Below are 15,564 nucleotides of genomic sequence, written 5' to 3' on the forward strand. Positions count from 1 at the left end.
CGTACGGCCGATCAGGTCCGCGCGGACATCCTCGCCGATCTCCTCCTGACCGCCGCACCCGACGCCGACCCCACCCGCGCCGATGACGGCCCCGGTGTCCTCGGGGCGATCCGCGCGCGCGTGCAGGTCGTCGTTCCCGCGCTGACGATGCGGCACCCCGGCACCGAGAACTCCGACCCCGCCACCCTCGTCGGACACGGACCCATCGACGCCGACACCGCCCGCGCCCTCGCCGACGCCACCCCGCTGCCCTGGGACCGGGTCCTCACCCACCCCGTCACCGGCGCCGTGCTCCACACGGACACCTACGCCCGCACCACCGCGATCGACCGACACCTCCGCGCCCGCGACCGCCACTGCCGCTGGCCCGGCTGCACCACCCCCGCCGTCCGCTGCGAAGTCGACCACACCCGAGACCACGCCCTCGGCGGCCCCACCAACGTCACCAACCTCGCCCACCTCTGCCAGCGACACCACACCCAGAAGCAGTTCACCCGCTGGAAAGTCCATCAACTCCCCGCCGGGGTACTCGAGTGGACCTCCCCCACCGGATGCGTCTACATCGACGAACCGCTGCCCTATTCACCCGCGGTCAGATTCCGCCCTGACGACCCCACCTCGCCGCAGCCCTCGACCGACCCGCCACCCCCGACCGACCATGAACGCGAACCGGCACCGTTCTGAAACCGGACGTGGGCGCATCCGCGCGGTCGCGCGCGCCTGCGTCACGTATCTCGGATCACACGCCAGAACTGCGCGGAGCGAGGCAGTCACGCGGCTGCGCCGACTCTTCCGCAGCGTGGCGAGCCGGCACCTACGCCAGCAGCTCGCGGAGCCGCGCGTACTCGTCTTCCATGCCGGAGTTCGCGCGGCGCGGGTCGGTCGACTCGCCGACCCGCCGCATGTCGGCGAGATATCGCCGGTCCGCCTCGAGCCGCGCGTGAGCGTCCGAGCCGACGTTGCCGTGCCCCGGGATCACCACCCGCGCCGCGCGCGCGTACGGCGCCAGCACGTCGAGCGCCCGCTCGTACGCCGGAACGTCGTCCGGGTCGAACGGCAACGGCAGCTCGACGTCGCTGAGCATGTCGCCCGCGACCAGCACGCGCGACCCCGGGAGCCAGACCGCCGTGTGCCCCGGGGCATGCCCGTCGTGCACGACGAGCTCGACGTCGAACGTGGGGGAGCCGGCATCCACTCGCCCCATCAGTTCGACCAGGTCACCAGGGAACTCCGGCCCGAGCGCCGCGACCAGAGCATCCCTTTCCGCACGCGCGAGCTCGGCCGTCCGCGCCGACGCCCACCTCGGCACTTCACCGAAGGAGGGATGCCACAGCAGATGATCGTGATGCGCGTGCGTCGCGAATCCCTCGGCGACCGTCAGACCCTTCTCGCGCAAGGAAGCCGCGAGCGCGTCGAGCTCATCCGGCATCCAGCCCGGATCGATCAGCAATGCGCGACCCGAGGCCGTCACCACCGTCGTGTTCATCTGCATGACACGACTGGTGGCGACGAGCACCCCCGGTGCGACCTCGTGAAGCGACGGGAGCGGGGAAGACATGGTCCGGCTACTCTGTCACCTCCGCACGGTCCACGCGGAACGTCTCCGTCCGCCCGTCGGGAGCCGTCACGGTCACCTCGGCCACGCCCGAACCCCCCGGGAAGACCCGCAGCGTCAACCCGTCCAGGTAGTCGTAGTCGGGCCGGTCCTCGCGCGCCCCCCAGGGCAGCACCGCGCCCGGCCGCACGTACAGAGGCAGCGAGTCGAAGCCGTGCGTCTCGCGACGCCACACTCCGCCGGTGACCCGCTCCCCCGAGAGCAGGTGCGTCCACTCCCCCGGCGGCAGGTAGAAAGTCACGTCCCCGGATGCCGAGAACACCGGCGCCACGAGCACGTCGGGTCCGAGCATGTACTGCCGGTCGAGGTGCAGCGTCGTCGGGTCGTCGGGGAACTCCAGAGCCATCGGCCGCATCATCGGAACGCCAGTGGACGCCGCCGCGCGCGCCGCAGCGTACAGGTACGGCATGAGCCGGAGCTTCAGGCGCGAGAACTGCCGCGTCACGTCGACGGCTTCGTCGTCGAACGCCCACGGCACCCGGTACGAGTCCGAGCCGTGGAAGCGACTGTGCGACGACAGCATCCCGTAGGCGATCCACCGCTTGAACACGGCGGGGTCGGGGGTGCCCTCGAACCCGCCGATGTCGTGGCTCCAGAACGAGAAGCCGCTCCACGCGAGCGACAGACCGCCGCGCAGCGTCTCGGCCATCGACGCGAACGTCGAGGAGTTGTCGCCGCCCCAGTGCACGGGCATCGTCTGCCCGCCGGCCGTCGCCGAGCGCGCGAACAGCACGGCTTCGCCGACGCCCCGCTCCTCGACGAGCACCTCGTGCACGGCCTGGTTGTACAGCTGCGCGTAGAGGTTGTGCATGCGCTCGGGGTCGGTGCCGTCGAAGTACACGACGTCGGTGGGAATCCGCTCGCCGAAGTCGGTCTTGAAGCAGTCCACCCCCTGCGCGATGAGGCGCCGCAGGTACGACTGGTACCAGCGCACGGCATCCGGGTTCGTGAAATCGACGAGCGCCATGCCCGGCACCCACAGGTCCCACTGCCACGGCGTCCCGTCCGGCCGCCGCACGAAGTAGCCGTGCTCGACACCCTCGGCGAACAGCGGCGAGCGCTGCGCGATGTACGGGTTGATCCACACCGACACGCGCAGGTCACGGTCGTGGAGGCGCCGGAGCATGGCATCCGGATCCGGGAACACCCGCTCGTCCCACGTGAAATCGGTCCAGTTGAACTCGCGCATCCAGAAGCAGTCGAAGTGGAACACCGACAGCGGCAGGTCGCGCTCGGCCATGCCGTCGATGAACGAGTTCACGGTCGCTTCGTCGTAGTCGGTGGTGAACGACGTCGTCAGCCACGTCCCGAACGACCACGCCGGCACGACGGGCGGCCGCCCGGTGAGGGCCGTGTAGCGCTCGAGCACCTCCTTCGGGGTCGGGCCGGCGATCACGAAGTACTCCAGCGCCTCGCCCGAGACCGAGAACTGCACGCGCTCGACGTTCTCCGAGCCGATCTCGAACGACACGTGGCCGGGGTCGTTGACGAGCACGCCGTACCCGCCGGACGACACGTAGAACGGCACGCTCTTGTAGGCCTGCTCGCTCGAGGTGCCGCCATCGGCGTTCCAGATGTCGACGGTCTGCCCGTTCTTCGCGACGGGCCCGAAACGTTCGCCGAGGCCGTAGATCGCCTCGCCGACGCCCAGGTCGAGCTGCTCGTGGACGAAGTGCCGCGAGAACGGCACGCCCGTGTCGGCGCCGGCGTTGCCGATCACCCCGGTCTCGACGTCGGCGCCCTCGGCGAGGCTGACCCGACCGAGCGACCGGATGCCACTGCCCGTGACGCGCGTCCCATCGACCTCGAACGACAGGTCCCACGGCGCTCCCGGCGCCACCCGCGCGGTGAGCCGCCCCGCGGTGAGCGTGCCGGCCTCGACGTCGACGCTCCCCCCGCCCACCACCGCACCCGGCAGGGCGAAACCGACCGGTCGGCGGGCACCGTCGTGGTGGACGACCCGCACCCGCACGACGCCCTCGAGCGGCGACGACAGCGTCACGGTGAGGACGCTGCGGTTGAGCACGTCGCCGCGTTTGGCGATGACCTTCGTCGGGGCGTGCACGATCAGCCCCGGCCCGTCAGGGGTGTCGGTGGGCGCGATGTCGTACGCCTCGGCGGCGTAGTCGACGGTGACACCCGGCCGCATGAGCCAGAAACCATCGGTGAACTTCATTGCGTGACTGCTCCTGCCGTGATGCCGCGGGTCGGCGTAGACGAAAAGGGGAAGATCCTCACTTCACGGCCCCCGCCGTGATGCCGCGCGTGAGCGTGCGCTGGAAGATCAGGAAGAAGATCAGGGTCGGGATGATGCCCAGCAGGGCCGAGGCGCTGATCGTGGTGACATCCATCAACCGGTCGCCCTGCAGCACGCTGATGGCCACGGGGACGGTCTGGTTGTCATTGGATGCCAGGAACGTCAGGGGGATCAGGAACTCGTTCCACGTCCAGATGAAGAAGAAGATGACGAGCACCGACAGGGTCGGGCGGCTGATGGGGAAGACGACGCGCCACAGGATCTGCCAGCGGGTCGCGCCGTCGATCGACGCGGCCTCGAGGATCTCGCGGGGGAACGTGCCGTACACCGACGACAGCAGGTACGTGCCGAAGGCCGCCTGGATCACCGTGAAGACGATGATGACCGACAGCAGGTTGTCGTAGAGGCCGACGGATTTGAACATGTAGTACAGCGGGTACAGGAGCGCTTCCTGCGGCAGCAGGTTCGCGAGCAGGAACAGCAGCACGATCCCCGTGCGACCCCGCACGCGTCCGATGCCGATCGCGAAGGCGTTGAGCATCGAGATGCCCACGGCCAGCACCGCGACGACTCCGGAGATGAGGATCGAGTTGCCGACCTTGCGGGGGAAGTCGACGCGGTTCCAGAAGTCGATGATCCCGCCGAAGTCGAGCTGCTGCGGCAGAGCGAGCGGACCCGACGTGGCGTAGTCGACCGGCGACTTGAACGAGTTCACGAGCACGAGGTAGAACGGCGCGAGCACGAGCAGCGCGCCGACGACGACGAGCGCGAGCAGCAGCCAGTCGACGGGACGACGACGTGTCATGCCACCCCGGCCGCTGCGCCGCGGCGGGCGTCCGGTGGTGATGACGGCGGTGGCGGTCACAGTCCGGCCCTTTCCTTGCGTTCGAGCGAGGTCTGCACGCGGATGAACACGATCGACACGATGACGACGAGGATCGTCAGCACCGTCGCGATGGTCGCGCCGTAGCCGACGTTCCGCTTCGTGAAGAACTCGAGGTAGGCGTAGTACGCCGGGACGATGGTGGATCCGGCCGGCCCGCCCTGCGTGATGACGTACACGGGTCCGAAGACCTTCAGCGCCGCGATCGTGCAGGTGAGGGTGACGACGAAGATCTCGGGGCGGATGATGCTGACCGTGATCGCGGTGAACCGCTGGAACCAGTTGGCCCCGTCGAGTTCGGCGGCTTCGTACAGCTCGGGGTCGACGCGCTGCAGGGCGGCCATGAACACCACGACCGGGTAGCCGATCTGCACCCACACGAGCACGACCATGAGCACGATGAGCGCCGACGGCATCTGTCCGAGCCAGTCGTACGAGGGGATGCCGAGGCTGCCGAGGATCTGGTTGAGGGCGCCGGTGTCGCCGGGCCGGACGATCCAGCCGATGACGATGCCGGCCACGGCGATGGGGAGGATCTGCGGCAGGTAGTAGGTGGCGCGGAGGAAGCTGCCGACCTTGCCGCCGAACTTCCGACCGACGACGTCGAACAGCAGCGCGGCGACGGCGAGGCCGATGACGGTGGGGACCACCACCATCGCGAGGACCATCCACACCGAGTTGGTGAAGGAGGTCCAGAAGTCCTCGTCGCCGAGGAGCTTCACCCAGTTGTCGAGGCCGATGAACTCGGGGTCGCCGACACCGCGCCACTTCGTGAAGGTGAGCAGCACGTTCCACAGGAGGGGGACGATGACGATCACCAGCAGCAGCACGAAGCCGGGCAGCAGGTAGAGCCAGTACCCGGCGGTGCCGCCGCGGCGTTGGGGGATGGCCGGCTGCTCGGGCGGGAGCGCCACCCGAGCAGCCGGTCGGTTGAGAAGGGCCATCAGCGGAAGTCCGCCGTGCCTTCGTCGTACTTCTTGCCGAGGTTGGCGTTGGTGGTCGCCGGGTCCTGCGAACCGGTCACCAGGCCCTGCAGCTCCTGCACGAGCACGTCGTAGAAGCCGGGCGCGGGCCAGTCGGGGTAGAACGACAGACCGTCGTCCTGCAGGATGCCGTTGAACGTGTCGATGAGCTCCTTGCTCTTGGCATCCGTGATGTCGGCGGTGTCGGCCGCGACGGGCACGCCGCCGTTGTTGCCGATGATGGCCTGGATCTCGGGGCTCATCGTGATGTCGATGAACTGGTACGCGAGGTCCTTCTGCTTCGAGCGCTCGGGCACGACCCACAGGTTGCCCGACGATCCGAGCGACAGCTTCGACCCCGGGAAGGCCGAGAGGGTCCAGTCGAAGGTCGCGTCCGAGGCGAAGCGGCCGTACCACCACGAGCCGGACACGAAGATCGGCGAGGTGCCGTTGATGAACGAGACGCCGGCGTCCTCGGCCTTCACCGACGAGACGTCCTTGGCGATGTAGCCCTTGTCGACGTACTGCTTGAGGGTGTCGGAGGCGTAGGTCACCTCGGAGCCGTTCCAGTCGACGGGGTTCTTGTACAGCTGGTAGTCGTCGACCCACGAGCGGTCGGCCTTCGACAGTGCCAGCTGGTACCAGAGCTGTCCGAGGGGGTATTCGGCACCGGCCTCGGCGAGCGGCGTGATGCCCTTCGCGACGAACGCGTCGAGCACCTTCGTGAACTCGTCGTAGGTCTTCGGCACCTCGAGGCCGGCAGCCTTGAACGCGTCGAGGTTGTAGTAGACGCCGACGAACTCGCCGTAGTTGGGCACGCCGTACCAGGTGTCGCCGCCCATGACGCCGTCGGAGCTGTACTTCGCCGTGGTCTGCAGCGACGGGGCGAGCTTGGCATCCCATCCGTACTGGGTGACGGCGTCGCTGATGTCGGCGATCAGGCCGGTGCTGGCGAGGAAGCCCGCGGTCGCGTTGCCCTTGTTGAACTCGAGGAGGTCGGGGGCGGCGTCGGTGTCGAGCACCTGGCTGGCGGTCTTCTGGATCTGCTCGAAGGACTTCTCCTCGACCTTGACGGTGGCGCCGGTCTGCTTCTCGAAGATCGGGATGGCGGCGTTCCAGGCTTTGGCCATCGCGCTGTCGGCGCCTTCGTAGTGCCAGAGCGTGAGGGTCTTGCCGGCGCCGTCGGTGGAACCGGCGTCGCCTCCTCCTCCGCTGCAGGCGGAGAGGGCGAGGGCGGCGACGGCGATCGAGCCGACGGCCGCGAGGGTTCGGGTCGCGCGTCGTTGTGCGGTGGTGCGTGCCATCGTTGGCACTCCTTTCACTGTGATCCGCTGGGTTGGTGGGTGTCCGCTAGCGGGGGCGGATGCGTCGAAGCGCTTCGATGACGGGCGAACGACGCAGGCTGTGGAGTTGGGAGGGTCAGGCGGAAGGGGCCGCGGCGACGGAGCCGCGGTCCAGGTAGGTCGGTGGGATGAGATGGAGACCGGATGCCACGGGGCGTCCGGCGATCAGCTCGATGGCGAGGTCGACCGCGAGCTCGCAGGAGCTCTGGGGCACCAGCGGGATCGAGTCGACCGGGGTGGGCTGCGCGTCGGTGTCGAAGCTGCTGCCGACCGACACGATGGAGACGTCGCCCGGCACGCTCTTGCCGAGCGCGGCGAGTTCGACGAGCACGACCTGCAGCACCTCTTCCGGGGCGTGCAGCACGATGCCGGTGACGCCGGCGGCGACGAACTCGCGCACCGACTCCCGCACGTGGGCGCGGTCGGTGACGATCTCGCCGGACGCCACGGCCCGGGCATTGCCCCCGCGCTCGGTCGCGCGCGACATGACGGCGGCGCGCACGCGGGGCGGGAAGTTCGACTTCTCGTACGCCCGCCGCGACCCGCCGATCAGGCCGATCTCGCGGTGCCCCGCGTCGGCGAGGCGGTCGACGGCCTCGACGGCCGCGCGCTCGAAGTCGAGGTCGACGCACACGAGATCGTCGTGGTCGTTCGGGATGCCGACGAACAGCGTCGGGGTGGCGCTGGAGCGCGCGATCTCCACGCGGGGGTCGTCGGGGGCGACGTCGAGCACGAGGATGGCGTCCACGAGTCCGCTCGCCGCGACGCGCTTCATGCCGGCCGACGCGTCTTCGTCGGTGAGCAGGAGCATGTCGTACTCCTTGCGGCGCGCGGCGACGGTCATGGCGTGCATGAACGCCATGTGGCTGGGGGCGTGACTGTCGGCGCGCAGCGGCTCGGACAGGGCGAAGATGTTCGTCTGGCTGCCGGCGAGCATGCGGGCACCCGCGTTGGGGCTGTACCCGAGCTCGTGCACCGCGGCCTGGATGCGGCGGCGGGTCTCGACCGAGACCGGACGCTTGCCGCTCAGCGCGTAGGAGACGGTGCTGATCGACACACCCGCAGCGCGGGCGACCTCGTCGATCCCTGCCATAGCGACTCCTTCGTTGCTGTCTAAGCGCTTCCGGGAAGCGCTTCGACGGCAAAGCTAGACCACATCCGACACCGAGCGCAAGGCTTAAGTTGGTTTCGACAACAAAAGCGTGAGGCGGCGGTACGCCCGACCCTTTCGTCAAGGTCCCATCCGTTCGCCCGCCACCTCCGAAAATGAAGGTGGTGCCGCGGATCGCGCACCGCGAAGCCTCGCCGCCGACCGGGGCCTCGCACGACCGACCGGAAGGCCGCGATGCGCGAGTCGCACACTCCTGCCCTGGTGTCCCTGGACGCCTTCGCGAACGTCACCGACCTCTTGGTCCGCCGCGCGGCAGCGGCCCCGGACCACGTCGCCTTCGAGGTCCCCCCGACGGCCGGAACCGGGGACGCCTGGAGCCCGATCACCACGGCGGCCTTCCTCGCCGAGGTGCGCGCCCTCGCGAAGGGCCTGATCGCCGTCGGCCTGGCTCCGGGAGACGCGGTCGCCATCATGGCGCCGACACGCTACGAGTGGGCGGTGGCCGACCTCGCGACGTGGTTCGCCGGCGGCGTGGTCGTGCCCGTGTACGAGTCGTCCTCGGCCTCCCAGGTCGCCGCGATCGTGTCCGACGCGCGTGTGCGCGTGGGCATCGGCGGGGGCCCGACGCACATCGCGCTGCTGACCGACGCCCTGGCATCCGTCGACGAGACCATCGGGGTGTGGGGCATGGACGACCTCCCGGCCCTCTCCGCCCGGGGCGCCGGGGTCTCCGACGACGAGCTCGAGCACCGCCGCACCCGCGCCGGACACGACGACCCCGCGACCATCGTCTACACCTCCGGCACCACCGGCGAGCCCAAGGGCGCCGTCCTGACCCACGCGAACTTCCTCGGCCAGGTGCGGAACATCGCGGCAGCCTACCGCGAGGTCGTGCATCCGGAGGGCAACACGATCATCTTCCTGCCGCTGGCGCACGTGCTCGCCCGCGGCCTGCAGCTCATCTGCATCGCCAGCGGCATGCGCATCGCCCACCTGACGGATCCCGCCGCCGTGGTGCCGACGCTCGCGACGCTGCGCCCCACGTTCCTGGTCGTCGTGCCGCGGGTGCTGCAGAAGATCCAGGCCGCGGCGGGAGACAAGGCCGCCGAGAAGGGGCTGTCGGGCGTGTGGGCGCGGGCGCGCTCCACGGCCGTCGCCGCCGGTCGACTCGCCGAGCGGGAGGATGCCGGCCTCCCCCGCCGCATCCCGCTCGGGCATCGCGTGCGTCACGCCGTCTTCGACACCCTGTTCTACCGGCGCCTGCGGGCCGTGATGGGCGGACGGGTCGACTACATGCTGTCGGGCGGGGCGAGCCTCGACGCCGAGCTGTCGCTGTTCTTCCGGGGGCTCGGCGTGCCGGTCATCGAGGGTTACGGACTCACCGAGACCACCGCGCCGCTGACCGGCAACCTCCCCGGCCGGATCGCGTCCGGCACCGTCGGTCTGCCGCTCCCGGGTTCCACCGTGCGCATCAGCGACGAGGGCGAGGTGCTCGCGAAAGGCGTGGGCGTGTTCGCGGGCTACCGCGATCCGCGTCACGACGCCGAGGCCTTCGTCGACGGCTTCTTCCGCACCGGCGATCTGGGTCGCCTCGACGACGCGGGACGGCTGATCCTCGAGGGGCGCGTCAAGGACGTCATCGTCACCTCCAACGGAAAGACGATCGTCCCCGTCCGCTGGGAGGCCGCGGTCGAAGCCGACCCGCTCGTCCAGCACGCCGTCGTGGTCGGCGAGGGGAAGCCGTACCTCAGCGCGCTGCTGATCCTGGATGCCGAGCAGGCGGCCGCGTGGGCGGCATCCGCGGGTCTGCCCTTCGATGCCGGCACACCCGCGGGCCTGCGCGCCGTGGACGAACCGCGACTGCACGCCCACTTGCAGCGCACCGTGGACGCCGCGAACGCGCTGGTGTCGCGCAGCGAGCAGGTGCGCCGGTTCGAGCTGGTCGTCGCCGACCTCGACGACCGCGAGCTGGTGACCCCGACCCTGAAGATCAAGCGGACCGTGGTGGTCGACCGCGCCGCCGAGACCATCGCATCCCTGTACCGAGGAGCCCCGTCATGAGCGCCCCCGTCACCACCTCCACCGGCTCGCCCGCGAAGCAGAACCGATCCGCGCTGATCGCGGTGGTCGTCGCCGTGCTGATCGGCGCGGGACTCGCCGTCGCCGGGAGCTTCTCGGGGGCGCGGGTCGCCGGCATCCCGGTGTTCGCCCTCGCGGTCGCGGCGGCGTTCCTGATCCAGTTCCTGGTGTTCATCCCCTCGGCCCTGCGTCGCACCGAGCGCTTCTTCGACCTCACCGGCAGCCTCACGTTCATCGCGGTGTCGGTGGCGGTGGCCCTGCTCGCGCCCGGCCAGGATGTGCGCGGCTGGATCCTCGCGGCGATGGTGGTCGTGTGGGCCGCACGTCTGGGGTCGTTCCTGTTCGCCCGGGTGCACCGCGCCGGATCGGACGGCCGCTTCGACGAGATCAAGACGAAGCCGCTGCGGTTCCTGCAGGTGTGGGCGATCCAGGGCCTGTGGGTCTCGCTGACCGCGTCGGCCGCGTGGATCGCGATGAGCGCGGATGCCGATCACCGGGCGCCCCTCGACGTGTTCGCGATCGTCGGCATCGTCGTGTGGATCGTCGGCTTGGTGGTCGAGGTCGTCGCCGACCTGCAGAAGCAGGCGTTCCGCGCCGACCCGGCGAACAGGGGCGAGTTCATCCGCACGGGCCTGTGGTCGCGCTCGCGGCATCCCAACTACTTCGGCGAGATCCTCGTGTGGGTCGGCGTGTTCGTCGTGGCCGCGCCGGTGCTGCAGGGCTGGCAGTGGGTGGCGGTGCTGTCGCCGCTGTTCGTGATCCTGCTGCTCACGCGGGTCAGCGGCATCCCGCTGCTCGAGAAGCGCGCCGACGAGAAGTGGGGCGACCGAGCCGACTACCGCGCGTACCGCGACGGCACTCCGGTGCTGATCCCGGCGCTGACCGCGCGCGGAGGCGTGCGGGAGTAGGTCCGGCTCGGTTCAGTCGGCGCGGCCGAAAGCCCGCCGCAACGCGTCGCGCGTCGCGGGCGTGCGCCACAGAGCGGTGGCGGTGACGGCGAGCGACGCGCCGCCGACGAGGGCGAGGATGATGACGGGGGTCATGGCTGCTCCCGAGGGGGGACGAGAGAGCGGATCCTCCCCCACTCTGCGCGATGGATGCCGCGGAGGCAAGCATCCGCCGGGGAATCAGGGCTGCCGCCGCACTCCCGCCCACGCGTCGCCGTCGCGCGTGAACACGATCCGGTCGTGCAGCCGCGACGGGCGACCCTGCCAGAACTCGATCTCGCGCGGTTCGATGCGGTAGCCGCCCCAGTGCGGCGGACGCGGCACGGGGGCCCCGTCGACGAACCGCGCTTCGACCGCCGCCATCTGCTCCTCGAGGGCGGCGCGGGATGCCACGGTCTCCGACTGGTGGCTCGCCCAGGCCGACAGCTGCGACCCGCGCGGACGCGACGCGAAGTACGCGTCGTCGCGCTCGGGCGGCAGCGGGATCGCTGTGCCGAGCACGATGACCTGTCGCTGCAGCGCGTACCAGGGGAAGAGCACCGACACCGCCGGATTCTCCGCCAGCGCGCGCCCCTTCCGCGACTGTCGGTTGGTGAAGAACCAGAGCGCCCCGTCGTCATCGATGCCGCGCAGAAGCACGGTGCGCGAGGTCGGCGCGCCGGTGGCATCCACGGTCGAGACGACCATCGCGTTCGGTTCGGGAAGGTCGGCGGCATCGGCGAGCCACCGCTGGAACAGGTCGATCGGCGACGCGGCGAGCGCGCCGTCGGCGAGTTCGGCGAGCGTGTAGTCGAGCCGGTGGGCGAGGGGGTTCTCGGTCATCGCGGGGTCCTCCGGTGGGGCTCGGAGGCACCATCGTACGACCGCCGGGGATGCGAGCGACGGCAGCGGACGAGCGGAGGAGATTCACCGAGCGGAGGAAGGGCCGCGCGGCATCCGTCCTCCGCTCACCGTTTCTCCTCCGCTCGTCCCGATGCCGATGAGGAATACCCGCCGCACGCCGCGGGTTGGGATCACCCGGCCCTGTTCCCCCACGAAAGGACACCCGTGAGCCTGTTCAGCCCCACCACCGTCGGCGACGTCGACGTCCGCAACCGCGTTTCGCTCGCCCCGATGACCCGCTTGCGCGCGGACGCCGACGGCGTTCCCGGACACCTCATCGCGACCTACTACGCGCAGCGCGCGGGCATCGGTCTGCTCGTGACCGAGGGCGTGTTCCCGAGCGCCGAGTCGCGGGCGTACCCCGGTCAGCCGGGTATCGTCACCGACGCGCAGGCGGCCGGCTGGGCGAAGGTGGCGGATGCCGTGCACGCCGACGGCGGAGTGCTGTTCATGCAGCTCATGAACGGCGGCCGCGTCTCGCACACCGACATCACCGGCACCGACCGGATCGTCGCCCCCTCGGCGATCGCGATCGAGGGCGAGACCCGCCTCGCCGACGGCACGAAGGTCGCCTACCCGGTGCCGCACGCGCTCGAGACCGACGAGCTCGCGACCGTCCGTGACGAGTTCGTCGCCGCCGCCCGTCGCGCCGTGGATGCCGGCTTCGACGGCGTCGAGCTGCATTCGGCCAACGGCTACCTGCTGCACGAGTTCCTCTCCCCCGCGTCGAACCAGCGCACCGACGGCTACGGCGGTTCGCCCGAGGCCCGTGCCCGTTTCGTCGTCGAGGTCGCCGAGGCCGTGGTGGCCGAGATCGGCGCCGGTCGTGTCGGCATCCGGATCTCTCCCGCGCACAACATCCAGGACGTCTGGGAGAAGGACGACGCCGAGACCCGCGCCACCTACGAGGCGCTCATCGCCGGCCTCGCACCCCTCGGCCTCGCGTACCTCAGCGTCCTGCATGCCGACCCCGCGAGCGACCTGATCCAGGACCTGCGCCGCGCCTTCGGCGGCACGTTCATCGTCAACACCGGCTTCTCGCGCGTCACCACGCGTGACGAGGCCGTGTCGGCCGTCGAGGACGGCATCGCCGACCTGGTGGCGGTGGGGCGCCCCGCCATCGCCAACCCCGACCTCGTCACGCGCTGGGAGCGCGGCGCCGACGAGAACGAGGTCGACCAGGCGTCGGTCTACGGCCCCGACGAGCGCGGATACACGGACTACCCGTTCCTCCAGGGCTGAGACGTCGAGCGGGGCCTCGCACGGATGGTGGATGCCATCTGCGCGGGGCCCCGCTCACCTCAGCGCTCAGGCACTCAGCACGATGTGCATGAGCACCGCGGCGGCCACGAGAGCCACCGCCGTCACGACGAATGCACCGACTCTCGTTGCCGTCGCGAGCCGCCGCGCCCCCGTCGCATCCATCACGGCCGCCCCGATGGCCAGGACAAGCACCGCGAACGCGCTCGACAGCGTCGTGATGCTCGCGGCGTTGACCAAGTGCCCCGTACCGCGCAGCGTGCCCATCACCGAGATCGCGCCGGAGAGCACGGCGACCCAGGCCGTGGCGAGAATCGGCGCCAGGAACCAGACGCCGACCTTCAAGAGCTTCCCCATAGCGCCCCCTCCTCGCGGGCTCATACCCTGTCACGGACATCACTGCTATATCGCCGTCGATAACCCCCGCGATACCCTGTCGATATGGACATCCGTGCGGAGCGACGAGCGGCCGGCCTGAGCCAGGCCGAGCTCGCCCGCGCCGCGCAGGTGCCGCAGCCGAACATCTCGGCGTACGAGAACGGCCGACGCCAGCCGAGCCCCGAGGTTCTTGAGCGTCTTCGCCGAGCGCTCGCGGGCAACCTCCGCGACCGGCTGATCCGCCACCGCGACGAGATCCACCGAATCGTCGTGGAGTATCACGGCTCCGACCCGCGCGTCTTCGGGTCCGTGGCCCGCGACGAGGCCACCGAATCCTCCGACATCGATCTCCTGGTCGACTTCACGCCGGAGGCCGGCCTGCTCGACGAGATCGGTCTGCGCCTCGCACTTGCAGACCTCCTGCACGCGGAAGTCGACATCGTGGCATCTGACACCCTTCGAGGGGATCTTCGCGACCGCATCCTGCGCGAGGCGGTGCCGGTGTGAACCCGGCGGCGCAGAAGGCGAGGGATGCCGGGAACCGGGTTATCTCAGTGTGCGATGTGATCGCGCGGATCGTGGCCGGCGGCAAGGATTCCTTCCTCGCGGACGTCCAGGCGCAGTGGGCGGCGGAGATGGGGCTGATTCGCATCGGTGAGGGGGTGGCGAAGATTCCGACCGACGTGCGCGAACGGTTCGCCGATCAGCCCTGGCGACAGATCATCGACATGCGGAACTTCGCCGCGCACCAGTACGACGACCTCGACCCGCACCGCGTCTGGCGGACGCTGACCGTCGACGTTCCCCGGCTGCGGGAGTACCTCATCGACGTGCTGATCCCGGGAGTGTGACCGGGCCGCTACCGCTGCGTCACCGGGCAGAGGTCGCCCGCGAATACCGCTCCGCCAACACCCCGAACGCCTCCGCCAGCTCCGGCGGCCCCACGACCTCCATCTCGGCGTCGAACCGCCCGAACGACGCGGCGAGCGCTCCCCACGACCACGAGCCCATCTCGAGCGTGCACGTGTGTTGGTCGACCGCGGTGACCGTCCCGTCACCGGCGTAGGGCAGCACGTCGCGCGCCGGGAGGTGCAGCAGAACCGTTCCGCGGCACGGCCAGGCGTTGGCATCCGCTCCCTTGAACCGGGCCGAGACGAATGCGTCGACGTCTCCGCCGGGCACCGTGCGCGGAGTGAAGGGGGCGCCGTGCGGGATGCGCGGCTGGAGGCGATCGACCCGGTAGATCCGCCAGTCGTCGCGGTCGAGATCCCACGCGACGAGGTACCACCGGCCATCCGAGACGGCGAGGTGGTGCGGCTCCGCCCGCCGCAGCGCGTCGCCGTAATCGAATCGCAGCGTCACCCGGTCTCGGATCGCCTGCGCGAGCGTCACGAGCACGTCGAGAGAGATACCGATGGATGCCACCTCCCCCGGCCGCGCGACCGTCGTGACCTCGAGGGTGTCGAGGCGGTGCCGCAGGCGTGAGGGCATGACCTGGCGCATCGTCGCGAGCGCGCGGATCGCCGCCTCACCGATGCCCGCGCCGAGCGCCGGGGCGGTGCGCAGCGCGACCGCCACGGCGAGCGCCTGGTCGTCGTCGAAGAGCAGCGGGGGCAGCTCGGCGCCGGAGTCGAGACGGTACCCGCCGTCCGGACCCATCGTGGCCTCGATGCGATAGCCCATCTCGCGGAGGCGATCGATGTCGCGGCGCACCGTGCGGTCGGTGATGCCGAGCCGCGAGGCGAGCACCGACCCCGGCCAGTCGCGTCGCGTCTGCAACAGCGACAGCAGGGTGAGCAGTCGCGATGTCGTGGTCATGGCATCCAGGGTATTTCCGGTCTAGGACA

The 15,564-nt window shown here is 70.3% G+C and carries 16 protein-coding genes; 6 read left to right on the plus strand and 10 right to left on the minus strand.

The window, feature by feature from the left end; all coding sequences use genetic code 11:
* Positions 1–684: HNH endonuclease signature motif containing protein (locus BGO45_RS12500; protein ID WP_292694729.1), on the plus strand; the 684-nt coding region annotated here is incomplete at its 5' end.
* 130 nt (positions 685–814) lie between these two features.
* Here BGO45_RS12500 and BGO45_RS12505 read toward each other — a convergent pair.
* The 6 genes from BGO45_RS12505 to BGO45_RS12530 all read right to left on the minus strand — a co-directional run bounded on the left by BGO45_RS12505 (position 815) and on the right by BGO45_RS12530 (position 8,153).
* Complete coding sequence (locus BGO45_RS12505) at positions 815–1,558, minus strand: MBL fold metallo-hydrolase (RefSeq protein WP_292694730.1); 744 nt, start codon at positions 1,556–1,558, stop codon at positions 815–817.
* Positions 1,559–1,565: 7 nt separating this feature from the next.
* Positions 1,566–3,791 carry an alpha-xylosidase gene (yicI, locus tag BGO45_RS12510; RefSeq protein ID WP_292694732.1) on the minus strand — a complete coding sequence of 742 codons (2,226 nt, stop codon included), beginning with the start codon at positions 3,789–3,791 and terminating at the stop codon, positions 1,566–1,568.
* 58 nt (positions 3,792–3,849) lie between these two features.
* On the minus strand, positions 3,850–4,737 hold the full coding sequence (locus BGO45_RS12515; protein ID WP_083696632.1) for a carbohydrate ABC transporter permease: 888 nt from the start codon (positions 4,735–4,737) through the stop codon (positions 3,850–3,852).
* On the minus strand, positions 4,734–5,699 hold the full coding sequence (locus BGO45_RS12520; RefSeq protein ID WP_292694735.1) for a carbohydrate ABC transporter permease: 966 nt from the start codon (positions 5,697–5,699) through the stop codon (positions 4,734–4,736). Before BGO45_RS12520 ends, BGO45_RS12515 begins: the two co-directional genes overlap by 4 nt.
* A complete protein-coding gene (locus BGO45_RS12525; protein WP_292694736.1) occupies positions 5,699–7,021 on the minus strand; it encodes an extracellular solute-binding protein in 1,323 nt (440 codons plus the stop codon). The genes BGO45_RS12520 and BGO45_RS12525 overlap by 1 nt, the downstream gene beginning before the upstream one ends.
* A gap of 115 nt (positions 7,022–7,136) precedes the next feature.
* Complete coding sequence (locus BGO45_RS12530) at positions 7,137–8,153, minus strand: LacI family DNA-binding transcriptional regulator (RefSeq protein WP_292694738.1); 1,017 nt, start codon at positions 8,151–8,153, stop codon at positions 7,137–7,139.
* A 252-nt stretch (positions 8,154–8,405) separates the two neighbouring features.
* Here BGO45_RS12530 and BGO45_RS12535 point away from each other — a divergent pair, with 252 nt between their 5' ends.
* Together BGO45_RS12535 and BGO45_RS12540 are read left to right on the plus strand one after the other, a co-directional pair.
* Complete coding sequence (locus BGO45_RS12535) at positions 8,406–10,232, plus strand: long-chain fatty acid--CoA ligase (RefSeq protein ID WP_292694739.1); 1,827 nt, start codon at positions 8,406–8,408, stop codon at positions 10,230–10,232.
* The gene (locus BGO45_RS12540; protein ID WP_292694740.1) at positions 10,229–11,158 is read left to right on the plus strand and encodes a DUF1295 domain-containing protein; all 930 of its coding nucleotides are present in this window, start codon (positions 10,229–10,231) and stop codon (positions 11,156–11,158) included. Before BGO45_RS12535 ends, BGO45_RS12540 begins: the two co-directional genes overlap by 4 nt.
* A 12-nt stretch (positions 11,159–11,170) precedes the next feature.
* Here BGO45_RS12540 and BGO45_RS12545 read toward each other — a convergent pair whose 3' ends face one another.
* Together BGO45_RS12545 and pdxH are read right to left on the minus strand one after the other, a co-directional pair.
* A complete protein-coding gene (locus BGO45_RS12545; protein WP_292694741.1) occupies positions 11,171–11,293 on the minus strand; it encodes a hypothetical protein in 123 nt (40 codons plus the stop codon).
* A gap of 84 nt (positions 11,294–11,377) precedes the next feature.
* Positions 11,378–12,019 (minus strand): pyridoxamine 5'-phosphate oxidase, encoded by a 642-nt coding sequence (pdxH, locus tag BGO45_RS12550; protein WP_292694743.1) that lies wholly within the window; start codon positions 12,017–12,019, stop codon positions 11,378–11,380.
* Between the two features lie 225 nt (positions 12,020–12,244).
* On the opposite strand from pdxH, the gene BGO45_RS12555 reads away from it, so the two are divergent.
* Positions 12,245–13,321 carry an alkene reductase gene (locus BGO45_RS12555; protein WP_292694745.1) on the plus strand — a complete coding sequence of 359 codons (1,077 nt, stop codon included), beginning with the start codon at positions 12,245–12,247 and terminating at the stop codon, positions 13,319–13,321.
* Positions 13,322–13,387: 66 nt separating this feature from the next.
* Here the strand turns inward: BGO45_RS12555 and BGO45_RS12560 are convergent, their stop codons facing one another.
* Positions 13,388–13,696 (minus strand): hypothetical protein, encoded by a 309-nt coding sequence (locus BGO45_RS12560; protein WP_292694747.1) that lies wholly within the window; start codon positions 13,694–13,696, stop codon positions 13,388–13,390.
* Positions 13,697–13,780: 84 nt separating this feature from the next.
* Between BGO45_RS12560 and BGO45_RS12565 the strand changes: the two genes are divergently transcribed.
* Together BGO45_RS12565 and BGO45_RS12570 are read left to right on the plus strand one after the other, a co-directional pair.
* Positions 13,781–14,224 carry a helix-turn-helix domain-containing protein gene (locus BGO45_RS12565; RefSeq protein ID WP_292694749.1) on the plus strand — a complete coding sequence of 148 codons (444 nt, stop codon included), beginning with the start codon at positions 13,781–13,783 and terminating at the stop codon, positions 14,222–14,224.
* Positions 14,225–14,271: 47 nt separating this feature from the next.
* A complete protein-coding gene (locus BGO45_RS12570) occupies positions 14,272–14,568 on the plus strand; it encodes a HepT-like ribonuclease domain-containing protein (protein WP_292694751.1) in 297 nt (98 codons plus the stop codon).
* Between the two features lie 19 nt (positions 14,569–14,587).
* Here the strand turns inward: BGO45_RS12570 and BGO45_RS12575 are convergent, their stop codons facing one another.
* Positions 14,588–15,535, minus strand: a complete 948-nt coding sequence (locus tag BGO45_RS12575) for a YafY family protein (protein ID WP_292694753.1) — start codon at positions 15,533–15,535, stop codon at positions 14,588–14,590.
* Positions 15,536–15,564: the final 29 nt, after the last annotated feature.

Origin of the sequence: Microbacterium sp. 71-36, assembly GCF_001898305.1 — a bacterium.
Classification (GTDB): Bacteria; Actinomycetota; Actinomycetes; order Actinomycetales; family Microbacteriaceae; genus Microbacterium.